Genomic DNA, 17,914 nt, shown 5'->3' with positions numbered 1-17,914 from the left:
GTATAAGAAACAAGCCAGCCACCTTCTCCGGGGAGAAGATGGCTGGCCTTGTACTTAGAATCCTAGTATATCCCGGATAATTAGACTAATCGTTTGTTTAACTTGATTAGCCGCATCTTTAATCGCTTTTTCCTTGACCTCTTTCGGCGCATCCGCTTTGTTGATCTTGCTAATGGTATCTTTGCCTGCCAGAACGACTTCTGATAGCAATTTTACTTTTTGCAGATCATTAGTGGCGGATTCAAGCTTCGCTTTAATTTCGTCAAACTTGTCTTCCAGAGCTTGGATAATATCTTGAATCTCTCCGGAATCCTTGCCGTTAACGAGCGTCACCTCTTGCTGGAAGACGACTTTCGCCGGACCGCCTTTGGAAATGACTAGCGCGGCTTGAATAACGGCGGTTCCTTTCGCGACTTTATTCGGAATCGATACTTTTCCGTTCGAATCTACTTTGACATCCTTGCTGCCGGATACTTTCGTCCATTTCAGCACCGAAGAAGGGATCTCCACGCCAAGGTACGTCAATCCGTAATCATGGTGGCGTCCGTTCGCTGTGATTTTCACCGTCGAGACCGCTTCGGAACGAATATAAGCAATGGTCAGTGCGTTAGTGGCCGGCACGTCATATTTCAGTTTGGCTTGGAAGTTAGCAACCGTGGAACGAACATCGCTCGACTTAACGCCAAGCTTGTTCAATGCTGCGCTTAACGGATAGTCCTCCTTCTCGGATAAGATCTCAGCCATCGCTTCGTTCACAACGGCATTGATTTTCTCCTTGTTGCCAAGCAGATCGGCAAACTCTTTCGGCTTCATGTCCGCCACGATACTGAGGATCGTGCCTTCAATGCCTTTGCGTTCCTTCCCATCCCCAAACAGGAAAATAAGGTAGTCGTCCATCGTCAATCTCTTCACGCCGGCAGCAGCCGCGATCGTCTTCAGCGTCGCCCGGTATTGCGGATTGGTCCGAATGGCTTCCAAATCCGATGCCTGCGGATCGTATTGGAACGAACCGACGGCTCTAACGATTTCGAATAAACTTGCTTTCAACTTAGCCTGGTCGACGGAAGCCGGCAGTTTAAGCGCAATTCGGTTCCAGACCGGATCAATGAGCGCTTGGTTTGCCGCAACATTCAGACCGGCGATTTCATCCCGCAGGTTCCGCACTGCCTGCGCATCCGCAGGGTCGCCAGCCAGGAGCGCGGCACGAATCTTATTCATCCGTTCCAAGAATTGCTCCGCCGGGAAGATGTCGCCCGCCCCATCAGTCGCCGTCAACATTACTTCTTGTTCGAAAATAACTTTGGCCTCGCCGCCGTAAGGGTTCACCAGCTTCGCCTGAATAACCGCCGAAGCGCTTGCGACGTTTGCCGGAATCGTAACGGTGCCGTTCGGCAACACGCTTACATCCGGGCTTCCGGATACTTTGGCCCACTGCAGAGCGGGCGCAGGAACATCTATCCCGAATACCTTCAAGCTGTATTCGTGCTGGAGACCGTCCTCGCTTATTTTCGCCGTCCCTGTCGCTTCGGAACGAATTAAGGCAACGGTCATCGCGTTGATAGCCGGCTCATCCTTCTGCAGCTTGAGTTGGAAGCCCAGCACCGTCGCCCGTACATCCAGCGGCGTAACGCCCAGATGATTCAGGATCGAGCTCAACTTATAAGCTTCCGTATCGCCGAGCATCTGCTCCGTTGCTTGTAGCAACAATGCCGTAATCCCCTGCTTGTTGCCGAGCAATTGCAGCAGCTCCGTCGGCGACAGGCTCGCGAGTTTAGCGCGAACGATTCCTTCAACGCCTTTACGAGAATCGCCGTCACCGAACATAAATACGAGGAAATCATCCATAACGAAGTTGGATATGCCACCGGCGGCTCCGATCGTCTTCAACGTCGCCCGGTATTCCGGATTGGTTCGAATGGCTTCCAAATCCGACGCCTGCGGGTCGTATTGGAACGAACCGAGGGCTTTAACGATCTCGAATAAACTTGTTTTCAACTTCGCTTTATCGACGGAAGCCGGCAGTTTAGGCGCGATTTTGTTCCAGAGCGGATCAATTAACGCCAAGTTTGCCGCAACATCCAACCCGGCGATCTCATCGCGTGCGTTCCGGACATCCTGAACATCCGCCGGATCACCGGCTATAAGCGCGGCGTGAATCTTATTCATCCGCTCCAGGAACTGCTCCGCCAGGAACACGGTTTCTTCCCCGCTTTCCGCCGTTAATGTCACTTCTTTCTCGAAAATAACTTTTGCCGATCCGCCGTATGGGTTAATAAGCTTCGCCTGAATAACAGCCGAGGCGCTCGGAACGCCTTCCGGAATCGTAACGGTACCGTCAGGCGCCACGCTCACATCCGGGCTTCCCGATACCTTCGTCCACTGCAATACTAGAGAGGGTACCACCACTCCGAAAACACTTAGAACGTATTTGTGCTCGCGGCCATCGTCGCTTATTACTACGCTCGCTTTCGCTGCCGAGCGAATATAAGCGACCGTCATCGCATTGATAGCCGGCTCATCCTTCTGCAGCTTAAGCTGGAAACCCAGCACCGTCGCCCGCACATCCTGTGGCGTGACTCCGAGATTAGCCAGAATAGAGCTGAATTTGTAGGCGCCCGTTTCAGCGAGCAGCTTTTCCGTCGCTTGAAGCAACACCGCCGTAATGCCCTGCTTATTCCCGAGCAGCTGGAACAGCTCTATCGCCGACATTTTAGAGAGCAGTTTGGCGATCGTGCCTTCAACGCCATCCCGGCCAGCGCCGTCTCCGAACAGAAACACGAGGAAATCATCCATCTTAATGCTCGCGTCGCCGCCGGCGGCCGCGATCGTCTTCAAGGTCGCACGGAATTCAGGGTTCGTGCGGATCGCTTCCAGATCCGAAGCCTGCGGATCGTAGCGGAATGAACCGACCGCCTTAACGAGCCGGAACAGGCTGATCTTTAATTCCGCTTGATCGACGGTAGCCGGAAGCTTAGCGCTAATTTTATTCCATATTGGATCAAGTAGCTGCTGGTTTGACGATTCGTCCAGTCCGGCGATTTCATCGCGCAGATTCCTCACATCCTGCACATCTGCCGGATCACCGGCTGCAAGAGCGGCGTACAGCTCGTTCATTCGCTGCAGAAAAACGCTTGAAGGCAGTTCCGATTCGGCGGCATTTACCACATGGATAAGTCCCAACTTCTCCGCTAATCCTTTCTGGCTCAGCGGCAATCCTCCGAACGAAGCGGTAAGCATAGTTACCGCAAGCGCGGATAAGGTCACTTTTTCTTTAAACGTCGTCATCTTATTCACCTCTAGTCATAGATTGGGAACTAAAACTGCAGAACGGGCATTTGCTGTTTCACGCCTTGATTTAAGCTGGGACGGCCAACGGAATAATAAACGAAGTCGGTTCCAAGCAAATTTTCCTCCTTAAACACATTTCGACCGTCAATCAGAATCGGCCGTTTCAAAATCGTTTGGAGTTGCCCGAGATCGACTCCGGCAAATTCATCCCACTCCGTCAGCAAGCAAAGCGCATCAGCTCCTTGTGCCGTATCCATCGCGGTATCGCACCATACGACGCCCTCCTTTCCGAATAAAGCCTGAAAGTTATTCATCGCAATGGGATCATAGGCTTTTACTTTCACGCCGTTATCTACCAAATGCTGAATGATTTCCAATGCCGGCGAATCGCGTACGTCATCGGTATCCGGCTTGAACGCCAAACCCCATATGGCAATTGTCTTTCCACGCAGCTCGCCGTCGAAAATCGTCTCCAGCTTCCGGATGACGTTGAAGCGCTGATCCTGATTCACTTCAACGACCGAGCGCAGCAGCTTGAATTCGTAGTCGACGTGGCCGGCAATTTGAATAAGCGCACGCGTATCCTTCGGAAAACAGGAGCCCCCGTAGCCGATTCCGGCTTTCAGGAACGATGGGCCGATCCGTTTGTCATAACCCATACCTTCCGCCACCTGCGTCACGTCCGCGCCGACCTTCTCGCAAATGTTGGCAATCTCGTTAATAAAAGAAATTTTCGTTGCGAGAAACGCATTGGAAGCGTACTTAATCATTTCCGCGCTGCGGATATCCGTCACGACGATTTGTTCGGTCAGAGGCTTATGCAGCAGAGCCATGGTATCCGCCGCGCTTTGGCAGTCCGCTCCGATGATGATCCGGTCGGGGTGCAGCGTATCCTTGATCGCCGAGCCTTCCCGAAGAAACTCCGGCAGCGAAATGCTGTCAAAGCGCTTGTTCGTGCGGGAACGTATCAAGTTGGCGAGCCGCTCGTTCGTTCCGACCGGTACGGTGCTTTTTACGGCAACGATTTTGTAGCCGTTCATCGCTTCCGCGATTTCAAGTGCCGCTTGATCGATATAATCGAGATTCGCCTCGCCGCTCGGCAGCGGAGGCGTCCCGACTGCTAGAATGATAATATCCGATTGACGTACGGCGCTCGGCAAATCGGTCGTGAACGAAAGTTTGCCCGCCAACCGATTGGCAGCAGCCAATTCCTTCAGTCCCGGCTCATAGATGGGAATCCCGCCGGAGTTCAAAGTGTCAATCTTGCTTGGATCCTTATCCACGCAGATGACTTGATTGCCGAGCTCCGCGAAGCATACGCCCGATACGAGTCCGACGTAACCGGTTCCGATAACCGTAATGTTCATTCTAATCGCCCCTTCATTGAGTCCGTTTACACGGTACAAACTTGCATAATCTCATTCCAATCAAAGGCAAGCCGGACGATATCGTCTTCTATAAGTTCCGTCCCGGTCTGCACTTCGATAATGTCCATTTCCGTTTCCGCCCGCAAGCTATGTCTGCTTTCTTTGGAAATAATCAGAACGTCGCCGGACTTCACAGGAAAATGCTTTTCGTTCAAAACCATTTCCCCGTTACCGGAAACGACCGTCCATACCTCGTCCCTAAGCTGATGGTACTGGTAGCTTAGATTGTGGCCGGGCGTTACGCAGATTCTCTTGGTCAGCACTTCTTTGCCGTTCGGATATTTCAAGTAATCGAGCACCCGGTAACGTCCCCAGCGCCGCTCTTCGTACATCGGACGCTGATCCGAATGCTTCATAACCTCTTTGATCATCGGGCTTGACGCCTTATCCGACACCAGAATGCCGTCCGGGCTTGCCGCTACGATAACGTTCGGTAGATTAAGCAGCGTAATCGGAATATCAAGCTCATTGATCACGTGCGTATTGCGCGATTCGCCGGCTATGATTCCTTTGCCGATGACCGCGGTTTCAATTTCCTCGGTTAGCGTGTTCCACGTTCCAAGGTCCTTCCAATCGCCCTCGTAGGGCAGCGCCACGATATGATTGGATCTCTCCACGATCTCGTAATCGAAGCTGATCTTCGGAAGCCTGCCATATTGCTTTGACATCTCGTCGTATTGGATCGGAAAATCGTAAGAGATCAAGATATTAATAAGATAATTGAGCTTAAAAGCAAAAACGCCGCAGTTCCAAAGCGCAGCCTGCTCGATCATGGCTGCCGCGTCTTGTTCGCGGGGTTTTTCTTTGAAACTATTTACTCTTACGAAAGGCATATCCGCCCGGGTATCGCCGTCAGGTATGATATAACCGTACTTCTCCGAGGGAAACGTCGGTTTCACGCCCATGAGCGCTAAATCAGCGCCGGATTCGTTCAGAACATGTTCAAGCTCCTTGGTCTTGTGGAAAAATGATTCATCCACATACGGATCGACCGGCATCACGACGACAGTCTCGTTCAGGCTGACGCCTTGCACCGAATATAAATAGGTAGCTGCCAGCGCGATAGCGGGAAAAGTGTCTCTTCTTTCCGGTTCGACGATGACTTCGATCTCGCTTCCGAGCTGGCCGTGAATCATTTCAACCTGCGGCCTGCTGGTCGCGATGTAGGCATGCTCCCGTAATCCGGCACTGGAAATTTGCCGCCAAACCCGCTGTACCATCGACTCCGGGTCACCCTTGGCAGTATTAAGCACTTTCAAAAACTGCTTGGATCGCGACTCGTTCGACAGCGGCCACAGCCGTTTGCCCGAACCTCCTGACAGAAGTACGATTTTCATGGCGTTACCTCCAATTGAGCGGATTTGATTCCATTCGTCCACGTATTATAGTAGTTGGAATTTTTGCCGTACGAGTTATCGAGCAGCGTGTTGGGCTTGTCCATCAAGCAGGACAGGATATGCCCATGCAGCCTGGAGGTCTGCACATGGCGGTATCCGCTGAAGCGTTTGACCGCTTTGTCCACCAGGTAGTCGGTATACTTCCCCCAGATCGCCTGCATCGGCAGCGGCCCGCTGCCTTTACTCATCATTCTGACGATCATGTTAATCGACTTTTTCTCGACTCGGTTGTACAGGGAAGTCCAATCCAAAAAATCTCCCCGTCCAGACATTTCGAGTTGCTCCTGCTCACTTGTTTTCTCAATGTCTGTGCGAAAGAAGCACAGCAGTTCTTTCCCCGGACTGCTTCTCGGCAGGATCGGCCACAACTGATGTGCCATGTCGGGCGATAAATAAACGGAGCATTTGTGAAATTTCATGGCGGCCATCTCATAAGACAAAGGGTCTCGGACGTAGAGATGTACATCATTGTGCCTGTTAAAAATGTGAGCCGTCCGGTCGAATTCCGATTCTTTCTTATAGAAAATCGTTTGCGGCAAAATAACGATGCGATGATTAGGATAGCGCGTTATGATTTTCTCTCGCAGCTTCTGATGCGCCGGATACAAGTCCCCGAAATTCCCTCCGCCGTGCAGCACGATAATATGGTCAGTAGGAATCATCAACGTATCGGGAAAATCAAGGACGCTGTAACGGGCACGGACGCGAATATGATTGTCTTTGAAGAACGCCTCCGTACCTTTCATAATCAGCAAATCTCCTCCGTTGCTATGAACGGGGTAGTCGATATAATAAATCTTGGAACCTTCCGGAATCACTTTCAAAATCTGAAGCAGCTGTTCTTTCAATACGTCCATGGGGTGAACATTCGGTGCACTTTGCATGTCAACGCTCTCCTTTACGTTGTTTTCTCTCTTTTAACCGCTCCATTAAAAAGCGAAAATCGTTTTTATCGAACAGCATGCCTCTCATCCGTACATTGAAAGTGATTCGCATCGATGCCATTGTTACGATCAACCGGATAACGGCGCCGATTAATAAAGCAAGAGCGATTCCGTTCAGCCCGTACAGCGGGGTAAACACGAAAAATAATCCGATCGTTGCCGCAAGCGCGATCAATTGCCTGACCAGCACAAGACCGGGTCGCCCCATCGCATTGAACGAGGATGCCAGAATCCAAGATCCCCCTCCGAGAATGCATTCAAAGGAAAGAAGATAAAAGGCGTTGCTAGCCGCAAGAAACGGCTCTCCGAACAGTAAACCAAGCAGGAAGCGGCCTATGAATAGGCTCGGGATAACGACGATCGTCATTAAAATCAAGGACAACCGGAATGCCCTGCCAACCGTGGCGATGATCTGTTCCTTGTCCATACCGGTTACCTTCGGGAAAATGACATTCGTAATCGCCATCTGAACGACGTTGAATACGCGGGACAGCGCGTAGACGACGGTGTAAAGGCCAAGGTCCTTCGCGGTCAGCATGGAAAGAATGATGATTTTATCGAACTGGGCATACAGCGTGCCTAGCAATTCAACGCCGAACACTTTGCTGCCGTATCCGAACAATGCCCGTGCTGCCGCAAGGTTCCCTAAGCCTTTGAACCAATCCATTCGGATAACGTCCCCGATGCTGTACAAGGACCAAGTCATGACCAGCGCGCTCGTTACCAGAAAAACCAGAGCGGCGAAATGAAGGCTTAAATTGCCGACCGCCCAAAGCGCGACCAGTCCGGCCAAGTTGCATAGCGGAACAAATAAGCGCACGCCGTTATAAACTTTGAAATTGCCCGTGCTCTGCGCCAGCGCCGAGATTAAATTAACCGCGAGTATGATCGGCAACATCAGCACCGTAAACCAACGCGTAATTTGGATGACGTCCGCGGAATAATTCCCGAGCCAGACCGGAAGCCAAACCCAGGCGACGATGCCGACGATAATACTGACGGGAATTTGGAACAGAAAACCCGTCCTTACGAAGTCTCCTCCGCCGCCTTTGTTCTGCTTCATGTTATAAATAAGCGAGGTCGGCAGCCCGAACCCGACTAACCCTGCCAGCAGCGTCGGCCAAAAAAGAATGGCCGAGAACTCCCCTTTGCCAATGACGCCGAACATACGCGCAGTCACGATCGAGGTCAGCGTGCTAATGACCATAACCAGGAGATTGGTTGCGCTGGTGCGAACGATCGTTTGAACGAGGCCGTTTCCTTTCCAAGCTTTATGAATGGCGAGTTGTGCCATAACTTTCCGTCAACCCCTACTGTTATAGCGCAGGATACCGACAATCGATCCGTTGCGGTAATAAATTTTAACGACCTGCCGGATGAACCTCTTGTAATGGAAAATCGAGAGCAGCGACGTTCCGATCGCCTGCAGCATGCGGATCGTATGCTTTAAGACGGCTAAAATGCTTTTATCCTGCCGCTTCACCGCATCGCTTACCCCCTGCCAGAAAATCCGCTTTAAAAACCACTTCCTGGTCGTTCGTTCTTTGGCGATTTTGTGCTTGACCGACGCATACGACGTATAGTAAACCTTATACTTTTCGCGTAGCCTCGCAATCAGCTCGCTTTCCTCGCTCGACAGCAAATTTTTACCGACCCTTCCCAAATCTTCGCGGAACGGTTCGATGTGACGGAAGACGCTTGTCCGGAAAGCGACATTCGCACCGTAAGGAATCGATGGCGAAGGCATTTCCTTCACCCCGTTCGAATAATCGAGAATGGTGAAAACCGAGCGGTACTCCTCTGGGATCCAATCCGGTTCCTCGGTTTCCCATATGGGATCGATTCTACCGCCGACACAGCCGATCGCCTTATCCCTTTCGAAGACGTCCACAATATGCTGCACCCAATGGCTGGAGGCAAGCGCATCGTCATCAAGGAAGAGAATGAATTCGCCATTCGCCTCCCGAATCGCCCTGTTGCGGGCAACCGACAGTCCGAGCTTGTTTTCGAGAATATAGCGAACTCTTGGACCGTGCCGCTCCCGCAAGCCGTTCACGACTTGCGCCGTATCGTCCGTCGATCGGTTATCGATGACGACGATTTCGATTTGCTTTTTATCAAAGCTTTGAGCAAGGACGCTCTCAATCGCTTCTCCCGTGTCCTTGGCCCGGTTATGTGTACAGATGGCCACCGTTACTTTCATCGTTCATCCCATCCTTGATAAACGTTTTTGATCCGCTCAGCGATCGCGCTCCATTCCAATTCCTTAAGCACCTCTTCATACTTTGGCGCATTCCCTTCTTTTCTTACATTCAAGGCTGTTTTCATCGCGTTTGTAAGTCCGTTGGCATCGGTCGGATCGTAGCGGACGACCATGTCATCCTGAAAATATTCGTCGATGAACTCATTGTCCGGCATCACGATCAGCTTCTTGAACGACAGCCCGAGTATCGCCGAACCCGAAGTCGTAATCTCTTTGTAAGGCATCACCATGACATCCACGGCGCTGATCAGATCGGCAACCTCCTCATTGGGAACAAATCGTAAATCCAAGATGATATTTTCGGTATCCTCTACGCGCTGCAAATACGACTCCATCTCTTGGTCCGCTTTTCCCGCTATAATCAGGTAGGATTGTTTCGTCTTTACCGCATTAAAGGATTCGATTAAATCCTCGACGCCCTTGTAAGCTTTGATGGCACCGAGAAACAAGTAAACGCCGGCATCTTCGCTGATACCGTAAATCCGCCTGAAATCTATTCCTTTCGGCTTATACACGCCCAAATAATGGCCGTGTTTGACAACGAACAGCTTACTTGCCGGAACGTTAAATTCCGTCATGACTTTCCGCTTTATCGACTCGGACGCGACGATCAGCTTGCTGCAAAATCGGCAAATCAGCGTTCGCATGAAGCGCTCCATCTTAGGGTACTTCGCATGATGCGGATAAAGATTATGAATCGTCCATATCAGCTTCACGTTCCGCAGCTTCAGATAAAGCATCGTCAGAACGAAAATAAAAGATTTCGCGATAAACAGCAGCGGATTTCGATTCTGGTAGGCGTGATGGATCCAGTGAATGTGGACAATGTCCCCGGATTTCGCTTGACCGACCTGCAGCATCAACTTGCCATGCTTCAAATCTCTAATGTCCAACCCCGCGCCGCTTAGCGAGTCCGTCAATAAATCATTGTAAAAGTTCAACTTGCTCGATTTCGGCCACATCCATACTTTCATCGCTTTGCTCTCCCCTAAGCCCTGCCCAAAAATCATTTCCACCGGACATTCTTTTTGATTGCCTTAGCCGGTATCCCCGCAACAAGCGTATGGGGGTCCACATCTTTCGTTACGACGGACCCTGCGGCAACAACGGCTCCGTTACCGATATTAACGCCTTTCAAAATGGTAGATTTGCAGCCGATCCAAACCTCATTGCCGATAACGACGGGCTTCGTCGACGAGGTACCTTCCATTTCATGATAATCGGTATCCGAGATGATCACGTCCCATGAGATCGCGCAGCCACTGCCGATCGTAACCGAATTCTTGGACATGATCTCCGTCCGACGGTTAATGTAAGTCCTGTCGCCGATGACGATTTCCGCTCCGGGTTGATCCAGATAGAAATTCACTCTGTCATAGAGCATGACCTTATTGCCGATGATTAGTTTCGTATTTCTGCATCTCGAAACGATATGGGAACCGGATACTTGAAGCAATGAACCGCTTTTCGTCGTTCTGAAAGAAAAGAAGACGCCTCGTAGAACACGGTTAGCTTTTTTGATTGCTTGCTTCAGGTTGCTCACTCTCAAACGAAGTCCCCTCTCCGGCAAAAGGCGCTTATCTCCGCTAAACCTTCAGTTGTATCTGCGGATCCATTCATTCGGAACATTGATCTCGCGGATAACCTTGGCAGGCGTGCCGCCGGCCAGCACATTGGCCGGAATATCCCGCGTTACAATGCTGCCTGATGCGATAACGGAATTATGTCCGATCGTAACGCCGGGAAGGATAACTGCCCCTCTGCCAATCCAAACATTATCCGAAATGACAATATCTTTGCTTTGGGATCGGTCCTCAATATCTACCGGGTGAAAGTTCGTATCAATCATGTTAACCATGGGACCTATGATCGAATTGCTGCCAATCCGGATCGATTTCGTGCAGCCGATATCCAAGCCATAGTTGAAAAATACGTTGTCTCCTACCCACAGCTTAGCGCCCTTATTGACCGTAATGGATGACGGAAACGGTTTGGCGTGAAAGGAGACATTCCTTCCGATAACAAACTCGCCTTTGTTTTTTACCGTCAATTTCCCTGAAATCCTGCCGAGCCTGCCGGCCGAATCGGTTTTCATCGGCAGAACGACGGCTCCTTTCAGGACGGCTAACAGTTTGCCGATGCTGATTGAGTTGTATTGGATACTCATGGCATCATCCCGCCGCCTCCGACTTCATGTTCTGCGCCATTAACAAATGGTAAGTGTGCTCCACCTTCTGGGCGATTGTCTTCATGTTAAAATCGGTCATGACGTTGAAGTATCCTTGGTCTGAAAGCTCTTGATGGTTGACGACTTTGTCATAGACGCGCCGAATGGTCCGATACAACTCATCCACATCCCCATCCTTCACGATAAATCCGCCTCTTGTCTCCCGAATAATTTCCGGCGCTCCGCCGGAATCGGATACGATAACGGGAGTTTGCACGAGCAGAGACTCGATAATGACTCTGCCGAACGGCTCGTTCAACGAGAAATTAATCGTAAGGTCGCACTCTTTCATGACGTCGAGCGGTTTATGGCTATAACCGTAGAAGATAACATTTTCGGCTAAACCGTACTCCGTAACCTTATGAATTAAGTCGTTGTAATACCCGTCCGACCCGTCGACGGATGTGTCGCCCACAATCAACAGCTTCCAGTTATACCTTTTGTTGTCCGCCAATTTCTTGACGGCTTCAATAACGAGATGATATCTTTTCCATTCCACGATTCGTCCGAACGTCCCGATCACGAGCGTATCGTCCTCCATAAAAGTACGGCTCTTGGGCGTTAATGCCAATTCCGGATCGACGCCGTTATATATGATCGTCTTGTTGCTGCCTTGAATCGAGTTCGCTACAAAGTGCGAAATACAGATCACCTGGTCAAAAAATTTGGGCAGCACAAGGTTGAACATCCGCAAATGCGTATAATCCCTGTGGTGCCATACGAGTTTGCTTTTTACCATGAATTTAAGCGGAGCCGTATACCATGGCGCCCGCCATCCGTTGGCATGAATAATCTCGATCCGGTTTTTCTTCACGAATGCCTTAATGCGAAAGACGGTTTCCAAATAACCGAATCCGAATTTTTTCTTAATGCTGTTCAAGCGGAGCGGGAAGTGCTCGTACTCCGTCCTGATTTCATTCAAAAAAGCGGCGTCGCCGGGACTTAATAAATAAATCCGGTATTTCGACGTATCCAAGTAGTTGATCAAATGGATGAGGCTTTGTTCGGCGCCTCCCTTTTTATCCGCGTGAGTAACAAACATGACGTTCGTTTTTCCGTTATCCATTCAGAGCACCTGCTTCATTTGATAACTGGTATTTAACGAATTGATGTAACCTTTCAGTACCTCTTTATGGTTATAATGCTTGCGTATATAAGTTTGCGACGACTCCAGCAACGCTTTGGCCGCTTGGGGGTTATCGAACAGCAGCTTGATTTTTCCGTAAAATTCCTCCGGCTTATCGGCAACCATAATATGCTCATTATCGATAAGCCCGGTGCCCTCGTAGCCGATCGAGGTCGAGATGACCGGCAACCCGTTCTGAATCGCTTCGATCGTCTTGAGCTTTACGCCGGCGCCGTTCTGCATCGGATTTACGAACAGATAACCGCTTTTGTAAATATCGTCCAAGCTCTTCGGCGTATCATGCAGGATCACGTTCGTTAAATCGTATTGTTCGAGCCAACTTAAGCTTTGATTCCTGCTATTACCCGCCACGATGAATTTGTAATCCGGCTCCTTCAGCATCAACGGGTGAATATGGGCCAAATACCACTGAATCGCTTCCCGGTTATTCGGCATGAACAGCGAGCCGATAAACACGACGTGTTTGCTCTGAAACGTACTCGATCGGAACGTATCCTCGGTGACCGGCGGCGGCAAAAACAAGCTTTTGGCCGAAGGGTTATGCCTTTGGAAGCTTTCAAACTCCTTATTGGAGATAAACAAATATTTGTCGACCTTTTCCAGCATTTTCTTCTGCAGTCTTGCGAATTTGCTGCTCTCCATGCGGTAATACATTTTATGGATGACGTTTTTGGTGCTTCTGGCTAGCGCCTTGAAGTAAACGGCCTCGTCGTTATGAACCCGCAGAATGACGCTGTCATGCCTGATTTTCGGATTGCTCAGAATGGGATAGACGTAGTCGCCTTCAAGCAGCACGTAATCATAATCGTCCTTGATGTCGACGTGCTTTAGCTCGTTTCTCGACTGAGCCTGCATCGGAATGGCATGCAGCAGATCGGCCAGCCTGCTTCTTCGGTCGCAGAACTTCATTTCTTCGACATAAGCCATAACCGCATTCGCATCCGCCTCGGAAGGCCTTTGTTTGCCGCAGACGATAAGCTGGATTTTCCAGCCAAGCTCCGCCAGCACCTTAATTCTTCCCCACGTATCGACCCTTCCGCCGTGGTCGGCAGGAAATGGGAAATCACTGCATACGACTAGTATTTTCATTTCGCTGCCCTCTGCTTATTGGATTGGTTGATCTCGTTCTGACCCAAAAAGAAGCTGATAAAGGCAAATAGCAGCCACACTTCATATTTAATCTCAAGCGCAACGAAGAGCAGAGAAAGCAAGATAAATATAAGGGCCAGAAACAGGATGGAGCTGGATTTCACTTTAACGATCAGGTTTTTGGCTAATAGGTAGAAGAAGACTACCGCGAATATCCCGCCGAACATCACCCACTGGAAAAAGCCCGATTTGACGCCCAAATTCTGATCGGAGTCCGAGTATTGCAGCAACTCCCCGGCATTGATTTGGCTTATGCCGAATGTGTTGTAATAGAATTGGGACATCAATTTAATGGAGTCGTTCACATAGTTATCGAAATACATTAAGTATGCTCCCGTTCCGACGCCCAGCGGATTGTGGAGGACGGTAGCCAGTGAGATAATGATCGTGCCCATCCGCGTGTAGGACGACGTGTAATTCTCGATATCGTTGTTAAAAGAACTGACCAGCCCCCCCGAGAAATAGGTTATAAACAAATACATGGCCAGGACAACCGAAATGAGCAAAAGGAAATTTTTCTTTTTCCTGAAATCCAGAAATTTGATCATTGTCACGACAAGCGTCAGCAAGCTAACGATCAAAAAGCCCTTCGATCCCGTAACGAATAAATAAAACAGAAGAAATCCGGAAGCATACACGATGGACAGTGACTTGGCAAAACGACTCAAGTACCGAGCCAGATAAACCAAAATCGATGCATATACGACGATAATGGATCCCGTTGTACTGCTTTCCGAGGTGAGCAGCCTGACTCTCCAATAGGGGTTGCTGCCGGAATGCAAATACGTGAGCGCATTCGGGATGCTCATTAACTCCAATATCATAATGACGATTAACAACGTAACTACGGCGAAAAAACAGCTATAAAGCACTTTATAGCTTTTTATTTTCGAGAACACGAGCTGCATATGCCTGATATAGAATAGGATCACGATAAAATAGATCAATACCTTGATCGCTTTGCCGAGCAGGTTCTCCGAACCGAAGCTGTAGCTGCCCTGCATGAATTGAACGAGAACATAGACGATGCTGACAAAACTTAGGTAAAGGATAAAAGCGAGCAAATACTTCTGCAGCTTCGACCCAAGCATTACCTTCTTGTATTTGGCAAGCATCGCGATTTCGCAAAATATAAAAAGAGGAAACAGCACGATGATAGGCGATCTGCCTATTTCACCGATCATATTAACTAAGGGAAAATCCTGATAGACGGTCAGCACCAGCAAGAGACAAAGGTAAAGCGGCAGAAATCTAGACATATTTTTTGACGGTTACGGAGTACCGATCGTTTGGTTTATTCACGGCAGCCTCGTACAGCCGTTCGATTTGTTTGTTCATTTTGTCCGAATGGAATTTTTCGTAGAAAATCCTCTCGCCGATTTCCCCCATCGCTGCCAGCTTGCTTTTGTTCAGTGACCGTACGACGCTGACCAGTTCTTCCTTATTGTCGAAATCGAAAATATAACCGTTGACGCCGTGCTGGATAATTTCCGGCAGCGCGCCTCGGTTGCTTGCGATGACGGGCTTCTTATTCCGAAGCGCCTCGATCGCGACGATGCCGAACCCTTCCCAACGCGACGGAACGATAACGGCGTCGCATGATTTCATGTAACGGTCGATCTCCGAATTGTCGACCCAACCAATCTTGACCGCGTTATCCGGGAACTTGAATTCGTATTGTTTCAATACGGTATCGCCGACCAAATAGAGGGTGACGTCCGCGAACATATGCTCGTTAAATACTTCGAGCAGCAGGTCAAAGCCTTTTTGTCGGTCAAAACGGCCTACGTAAAGCAAATTAATCTTTTCCTTCTTGACGGCAAACGGCAAATGGTCCGAAGAAGGAGCATCCGACACCCCGTTATACACGACTACCGATTTCTTGGACGACAAGCCGTAGTTCATGGCCATCTCGTATTCATGATTCGAAATGTTGATAATGAAATCCGTTCGAAGCGACAGCACTTTCTCTACCAACGCGAACAGTTTCCTTTTCCAAGGCACCGTGTCCATCAGAAAAGCCCATCCGTGCGAGCAGTAAATGACGACGGGACGTTTCCTTTTGAAAAAAAATAACGTTCGCAGGAAAACCCCTGCGAACGTTCCATGGACATGCACGATATCCGGATTAATCTCGTTAACCGTCTTTTGAATCGATCTCATCGCTTTAAGAAAATATTGCGGTTTCCTCTGGTAAGGGTACAGAAACAACCGATCGGGACTAATCTGCAACGTATCCCGGTTGGAATTCTGCTCGGAAACAATAAGATAAATATCATGGCTTTCCGATTGGTACTTCAACACTTCGTTAAGGTGAGTTTCAATGCCGCCTTTTGTAAACTCCGATACATGCAGGACTCTTGACATTTTCTCGCCTCCATCTTCTAGTTAGTACGCACCCTTGGAGTTAATAATGATGATCACCGTTCTCAGCAAAATTTTAATATCAAACCAAATGCATTTCTTCTCGATATAAGCGAGATCTAATTCGACCATTTCCTTGAAGCTGAGATCGTTTCTTCCGCTGACTTGCCATAGCCCCGTACAACCCGGCGTTACGGACAAACGCTTCTTATCATATTTCGTATAATCCATAACTTCCCGCTTACTTGGAGGTCTAGGGCCGACCAGCGACATCTCTCCTCGAAGAACATTGAATAATTGCGGCAGCTCATCGATGCTCGTCTTGCGAATAAACTTCCCGACCTTCGTAATTCGCGGATCCTCTTTCATTTTGAACATGGCGCCGGCGATATCGTTCTTATCGAGCAGATCCCTCAGCCTCTCTTCGGCATCGGTACACATAGAACGGAATTTGTAAATCCGAAACGGCTTTTCGTTCTTGCCAATCCTCGTCTGGTGGAAGAAAACAGGACCTTTAGGATCTTCCAATTTAATAGCAATGGCAATCATAGCAAACAGCGGACTAAGCAAAATCAAACCAAATATTGAACCTACAATGTCAATGGTACGCTTAAGAAATGAATACATGTTAAAGGTTCGGCGGCTTTCTTGTTGCTTCGGTACATTCGAATAATAATCTGTAACTCCCACCACCGCTTCATCCCGATATTGTGGAGTCATTATCGCTCACTCCTTCCAGCTATTAATTGTTTGCCAAGCTCCCGTTCCATGATTTCCCCCAGTTCGGACATAAGCTGATGTCTTAGATCATTATTCCGGAGCGCAAAGTCGATCGTAGTCATAATAAAGCCGAGCTGCTCACCTACGTCATAACGAATGCCTTGAAAATCGTAAGCATAAACGCCTACATCCTCGTTTAGTCTTTGAATCGCATCCGTGAGTTGAATTTCTCCGCCTGCGCCGCGTTCATGCCGACCCAAATACTCGAAAATATCGGGAGTCAGAACATATCGGCCCATAATCGCCAAGTTGGAAGGCGCCTGTCCTTTCGGAGGCTTCTCTACGAAACGATTGACTTGATAGAGGTTGTCCATTCTCTCGCCCGGATCAACGATTCCGTATCGGTGCGTTTGATCTACGCCTACCGTCTGAACGCCGATTACCGATCGTCCCGTACGCTCGTATTGTTCGATCAACTGCCTGGTGCACGGAATCTCGGCTTCTACGATATCGTCTCCAAGGAGAACGGCAAACGGCTCGTTTCCGATAAAATTACGCGCGCACCATACGGCGTGGCCAAGCCCTTTGGCCTCTTTTTGCCTAATATAATGAAGATTAACATTGGATGATTTTCTGACTTTTTCCAGTATGTCGAGCTTCCCTTTTTCCTCTAAAATGTGTTCGAGTTCGAATGCGATATCGAAATGGTCTTCGATCGCCCGTTTTCCTTTACCGGTCACGACGATGATGTCTTCTACTCCCGATTCGATAGCTTCCTCCACGATGTACTGGATGGTCGGCTTATCAACAATGGGAAGCATCTCTTTCGGCATCGCTTTTGTTGCCGGTAAAAAACGGGTACCTAAACCTGCGGCGGGGATAATCGCTTTTCTCACTTTTTCCATTCTGATTTCACCCTATCCTGTTTTTTTTATTTACTCGCATTGTCACGAGACGCTAAAAATGCGAGCTATGCTTTCCTTCCTAC

General features: G+C 49.3%; 15 protein-coding genes. All 15 read right to left on the bottom strand.

The window, feature by feature from the left end; all coding sequences use genetic code 11:
• Positions 1-54: 54 nt before the first annotated feature.
• From K7P76_RS19920 to galU, 15 genes are read right to left on the bottom strand one after another with little or no spacing between them, the layout of a single operon-like run.
• On the bottom strand, positions 55-3,285 hold the full coding sequence (locus K7P76_RS19920; protein WP_232187067.1) for a hypothetical protein: 3,231 nt from the start codon (positions 3,283-3,285) through the stop codon (positions 55-57).
• 29 nt (positions 3,286-3,314) lie between these two features.
• Positions 3,315-4,655, bottom strand: a complete 1,341-nt coding sequence (locus K7P76_RS19915) for a UDP-glucose dehydrogenase family protein (protein ID WP_232187066.1) — start codon at positions 4,653-4,655, stop codon at positions 3,315-3,317.
• A 26-nt stretch (positions 4,656-4,681) separates the two neighbouring features.
• Positions 4,682-6,052, bottom strand: coding sequence for a sugar phosphate nucleotidyltransferase (locus K7P76_RS19910; protein WP_232187065.1), 1,371 nt, complete (start codon positions 6,050-6,052; stop codon positions 4,682-4,684).
• Positions 6,049-6,996 carry a polysaccharide pyruvyl transferase family protein gene (locus tag K7P76_RS19905; protein ID WP_232187064.1) on the bottom strand — a complete coding sequence of 316 codons (948 nt, stop codon included), beginning with the start codon at positions 6,994-6,996 and terminating at the stop codon, positions 6,049-6,051. Before K7P76_RS19905 ends, K7P76_RS19910 begins: the two co-directional genes overlap by 4 nt.
• A gap of 1 nt (position 6,997) precedes the next feature.
• On the bottom strand, positions 6,998-8,350 hold the full coding sequence (locus K7P76_RS19900) for a lipopolysaccharide biosynthesis protein (protein ID WP_232187063.1): 1,353 nt from the start codon (positions 8,348-8,350) through the stop codon (positions 6,998-7,000).
• A 9-nt stretch (positions 8,351-8,359) separates the two neighbouring features.
• Entirely contained in the window at positions 8,360-9,259 is a 900-nt protein-coding gene (locus K7P76_RS19895) for a glycosyltransferase family 2 protein (protein WP_232187062.1), read from the bottom strand.
• Positions 9,256-10,293, bottom strand: coding sequence for a glycosyltransferase family 4 protein (locus K7P76_RS19890; RefSeq protein WP_232187061.1), 1,038 nt, complete (start codon positions 10,291-10,293; stop codon positions 9,256-9,258). The genes K7P76_RS19895 and K7P76_RS19890 overlap by 4 nt, the downstream gene beginning before the upstream one ends.
• Positions 10,294-10,325: 32 nt before the next feature.
• A complete protein-coding gene (locus K7P76_RS19885) occupies positions 10,326-10,868 on the bottom strand; it encodes an acyltransferase (RefSeq protein WP_232187060.1) in 543 nt (180 codons plus the stop codon).
• A 45-nt stretch (positions 10,869-10,913) separates the two neighbouring features.
• A complete protein-coding gene (locus tag K7P76_RS19880; RefSeq protein ID WP_232187059.1) occupies positions 10,914-11,486 on the bottom strand; it encodes an LbetaH domain-containing protein in 573 nt (190 codons plus the stop codon).
• A 4-nt stretch (positions 11,487-11,490) separates the two neighbouring features.
• Positions 11,491-12,612 (bottom strand): glycosyltransferase, encoded by a 1,122-nt coding sequence (locus K7P76_RS19875; RefSeq protein WP_232187058.1) that lies wholly within the window; start codon positions 12,610-12,612, stop codon positions 11,491-11,493.
• Positions 12,613-13,782 carry a glycosyltransferase family 4 protein gene (locus K7P76_RS19870; RefSeq protein WP_232187057.1) on the bottom strand — a complete coding sequence of 390 codons (1,170 nt, stop codon included), beginning with the start codon at positions 13,780-13,782 and terminating at the stop codon, positions 12,613-12,615.
• Positions 13,779-15,101, bottom strand: coding sequence for an O-antigen ligase family protein (locus K7P76_RS19865; protein ID WP_232187056.1), 1,323 nt, complete (start codon positions 15,099-15,101; stop codon positions 13,779-13,781). Before K7P76_RS19865 ends, K7P76_RS19870 begins: the two co-directional genes overlap by 4 nt.
• A complete protein-coding gene (locus tag K7P76_RS19860) occupies positions 15,094-16,209 on the bottom strand; it encodes a glycosyltransferase family 4 protein (protein ID WP_232187055.1) in 1,116 nt (371 codons plus the stop codon). Before K7P76_RS19860 ends, K7P76_RS19865 begins: the two co-directional genes overlap by 8 nt.
• Positions 16,210-16,230: 21 nt before the next feature.
• Positions 16,231-16,926, bottom strand: a complete 696-nt coding sequence (locus K7P76_RS19855) for a sugar transferase (RefSeq protein ID WP_232187054.1) — start codon at positions 16,924-16,926, stop codon at positions 16,231-16,233.
• On the bottom strand, positions 16,926-17,831 hold the full coding sequence (gene galU / locus K7P76_RS19850; protein ID WP_232187053.1) for a UTP--glucose-1-phosphate uridylyltransferase GalU: 906 nt from the start codon (positions 17,829-17,831) through the stop codon (positions 16,926-16,928). Before galU ends, K7P76_RS19855 begins: the two co-directional genes overlap by 1 nt.
• Between the last annotated feature and the right edge of the window lie 83 nt (positions 17,832-17,914).

This window comes from Cohnella silvisoli (assembly GCF_021190915.1).
Lineage (GTDB): Bacteria > Bacillota > Bacilli > Paenibacillales > Paenibacillaceae > Cohnella > Cohnella silvisoli.
This window is presented reverse-complemented; position numbering and strand designations above follow the sequence as displayed.

What these genes read in the sequence shown, in the direction of transcription:
- K7P76_RS19920 (WP_232187067.1), bottom strand. Translation starts at nt 3,285, where the DNA reads ATGACGACGTTTAAAGAAAAAGTGACCTTATCCGCGCTTGCGGTAACT.
- K7P76_RS19915 (WP_232187066.1), bottom strand. Translation starts at nt 4,655, where the DNA reads ATGAACATTACGGTTATCGGAACCGGTTACGTCGGACTCGTATCGGGC.
- K7P76_RS19910 (WP_232187065.1), bottom strand. Translation starts at nt 6,052, where the DNA reads ATGAAAATCGTACTTCTGTCAGGAGGTTCGGGCAAACGGCTGTGGCCG.
- K7P76_RS19905 (WP_232187064.1), bottom strand. Translation starts at nt 6,996, where the DNA reads ATGCAAAGTGCACCGAATGTTCACCCCATGGACGTATTGAAAGAACAG.
- K7P76_RS19900 (WP_232187063.1), bottom strand. Translation starts at nt 8,350, where the DNA reads ATGGCACAACTCGCCATTCATAAAGCTTGGAAAGGAAACGGCCTCGTT.
- K7P76_RS19895 (WP_232187062.1), bottom strand. Translation starts at nt 9,259, where the DNA reads ATGAAAGTAACGGTGGCCATCTGTACACATAACCGGGCCAAGGACACG.
- K7P76_RS19890 (WP_232187061.1), bottom strand. Translation starts at nt 10,293, where the DNA reads ATGAAAGTATGGATGTGGCCGAAATCGAGCAAGTTGAACTTTTACAAT.
- K7P76_RS19880 (WP_232187059.1), bottom strand. Translation starts at nt 11,486, where the DNA reads ATGAGTATCCAATACAACTCAATCAGCATCGGCAAACTGTTAGCCGTC.
- K7P76_RS19875 (WP_232187058.1), bottom strand. Translation starts at nt 12,612, where the DNA reads ATGGATAACGGAAAAACGAACGTCATGTTTGTTACTCACGCGGATAAA.
- K7P76_RS19870 (WP_232187057.1), bottom strand. Translation starts at nt 13,782, where the DNA reads ATGAAAATACTAGTCGTATGCAGTGATTTCCCATTTCCTGCCGACCAC.
- K7P76_RS19865 (WP_232187056.1), bottom strand. Translation starts at nt 15,101, where the DNA reads ATGTCTAGATTTCTGCCGCTTTACCTTTGTCTCTTGCTGGTGCTGACC.
- K7P76_RS19860 (WP_232187055.1), bottom strand. Translation starts at nt 16,209, where the DNA reads ATGTCAAGAGTCCTGCATGTATCGGAGTTTACAAAAGGCGGCATTGAA.
- K7P76_RS19855 (WP_232187054.1), bottom strand. Translation starts at nt 16,926, where the DNA reads ATGACTCCACAATATCGGGATGAAGCGGTGGTGGGAGTTACAGATTAT.
- galU (WP_232187053.1), bottom strand. Translation starts at nt 17,831, where the DNA reads ATGGAAAAAGTGAGAAAAGCGATTATCCCCGCCGCAGGTTTAGGTACC.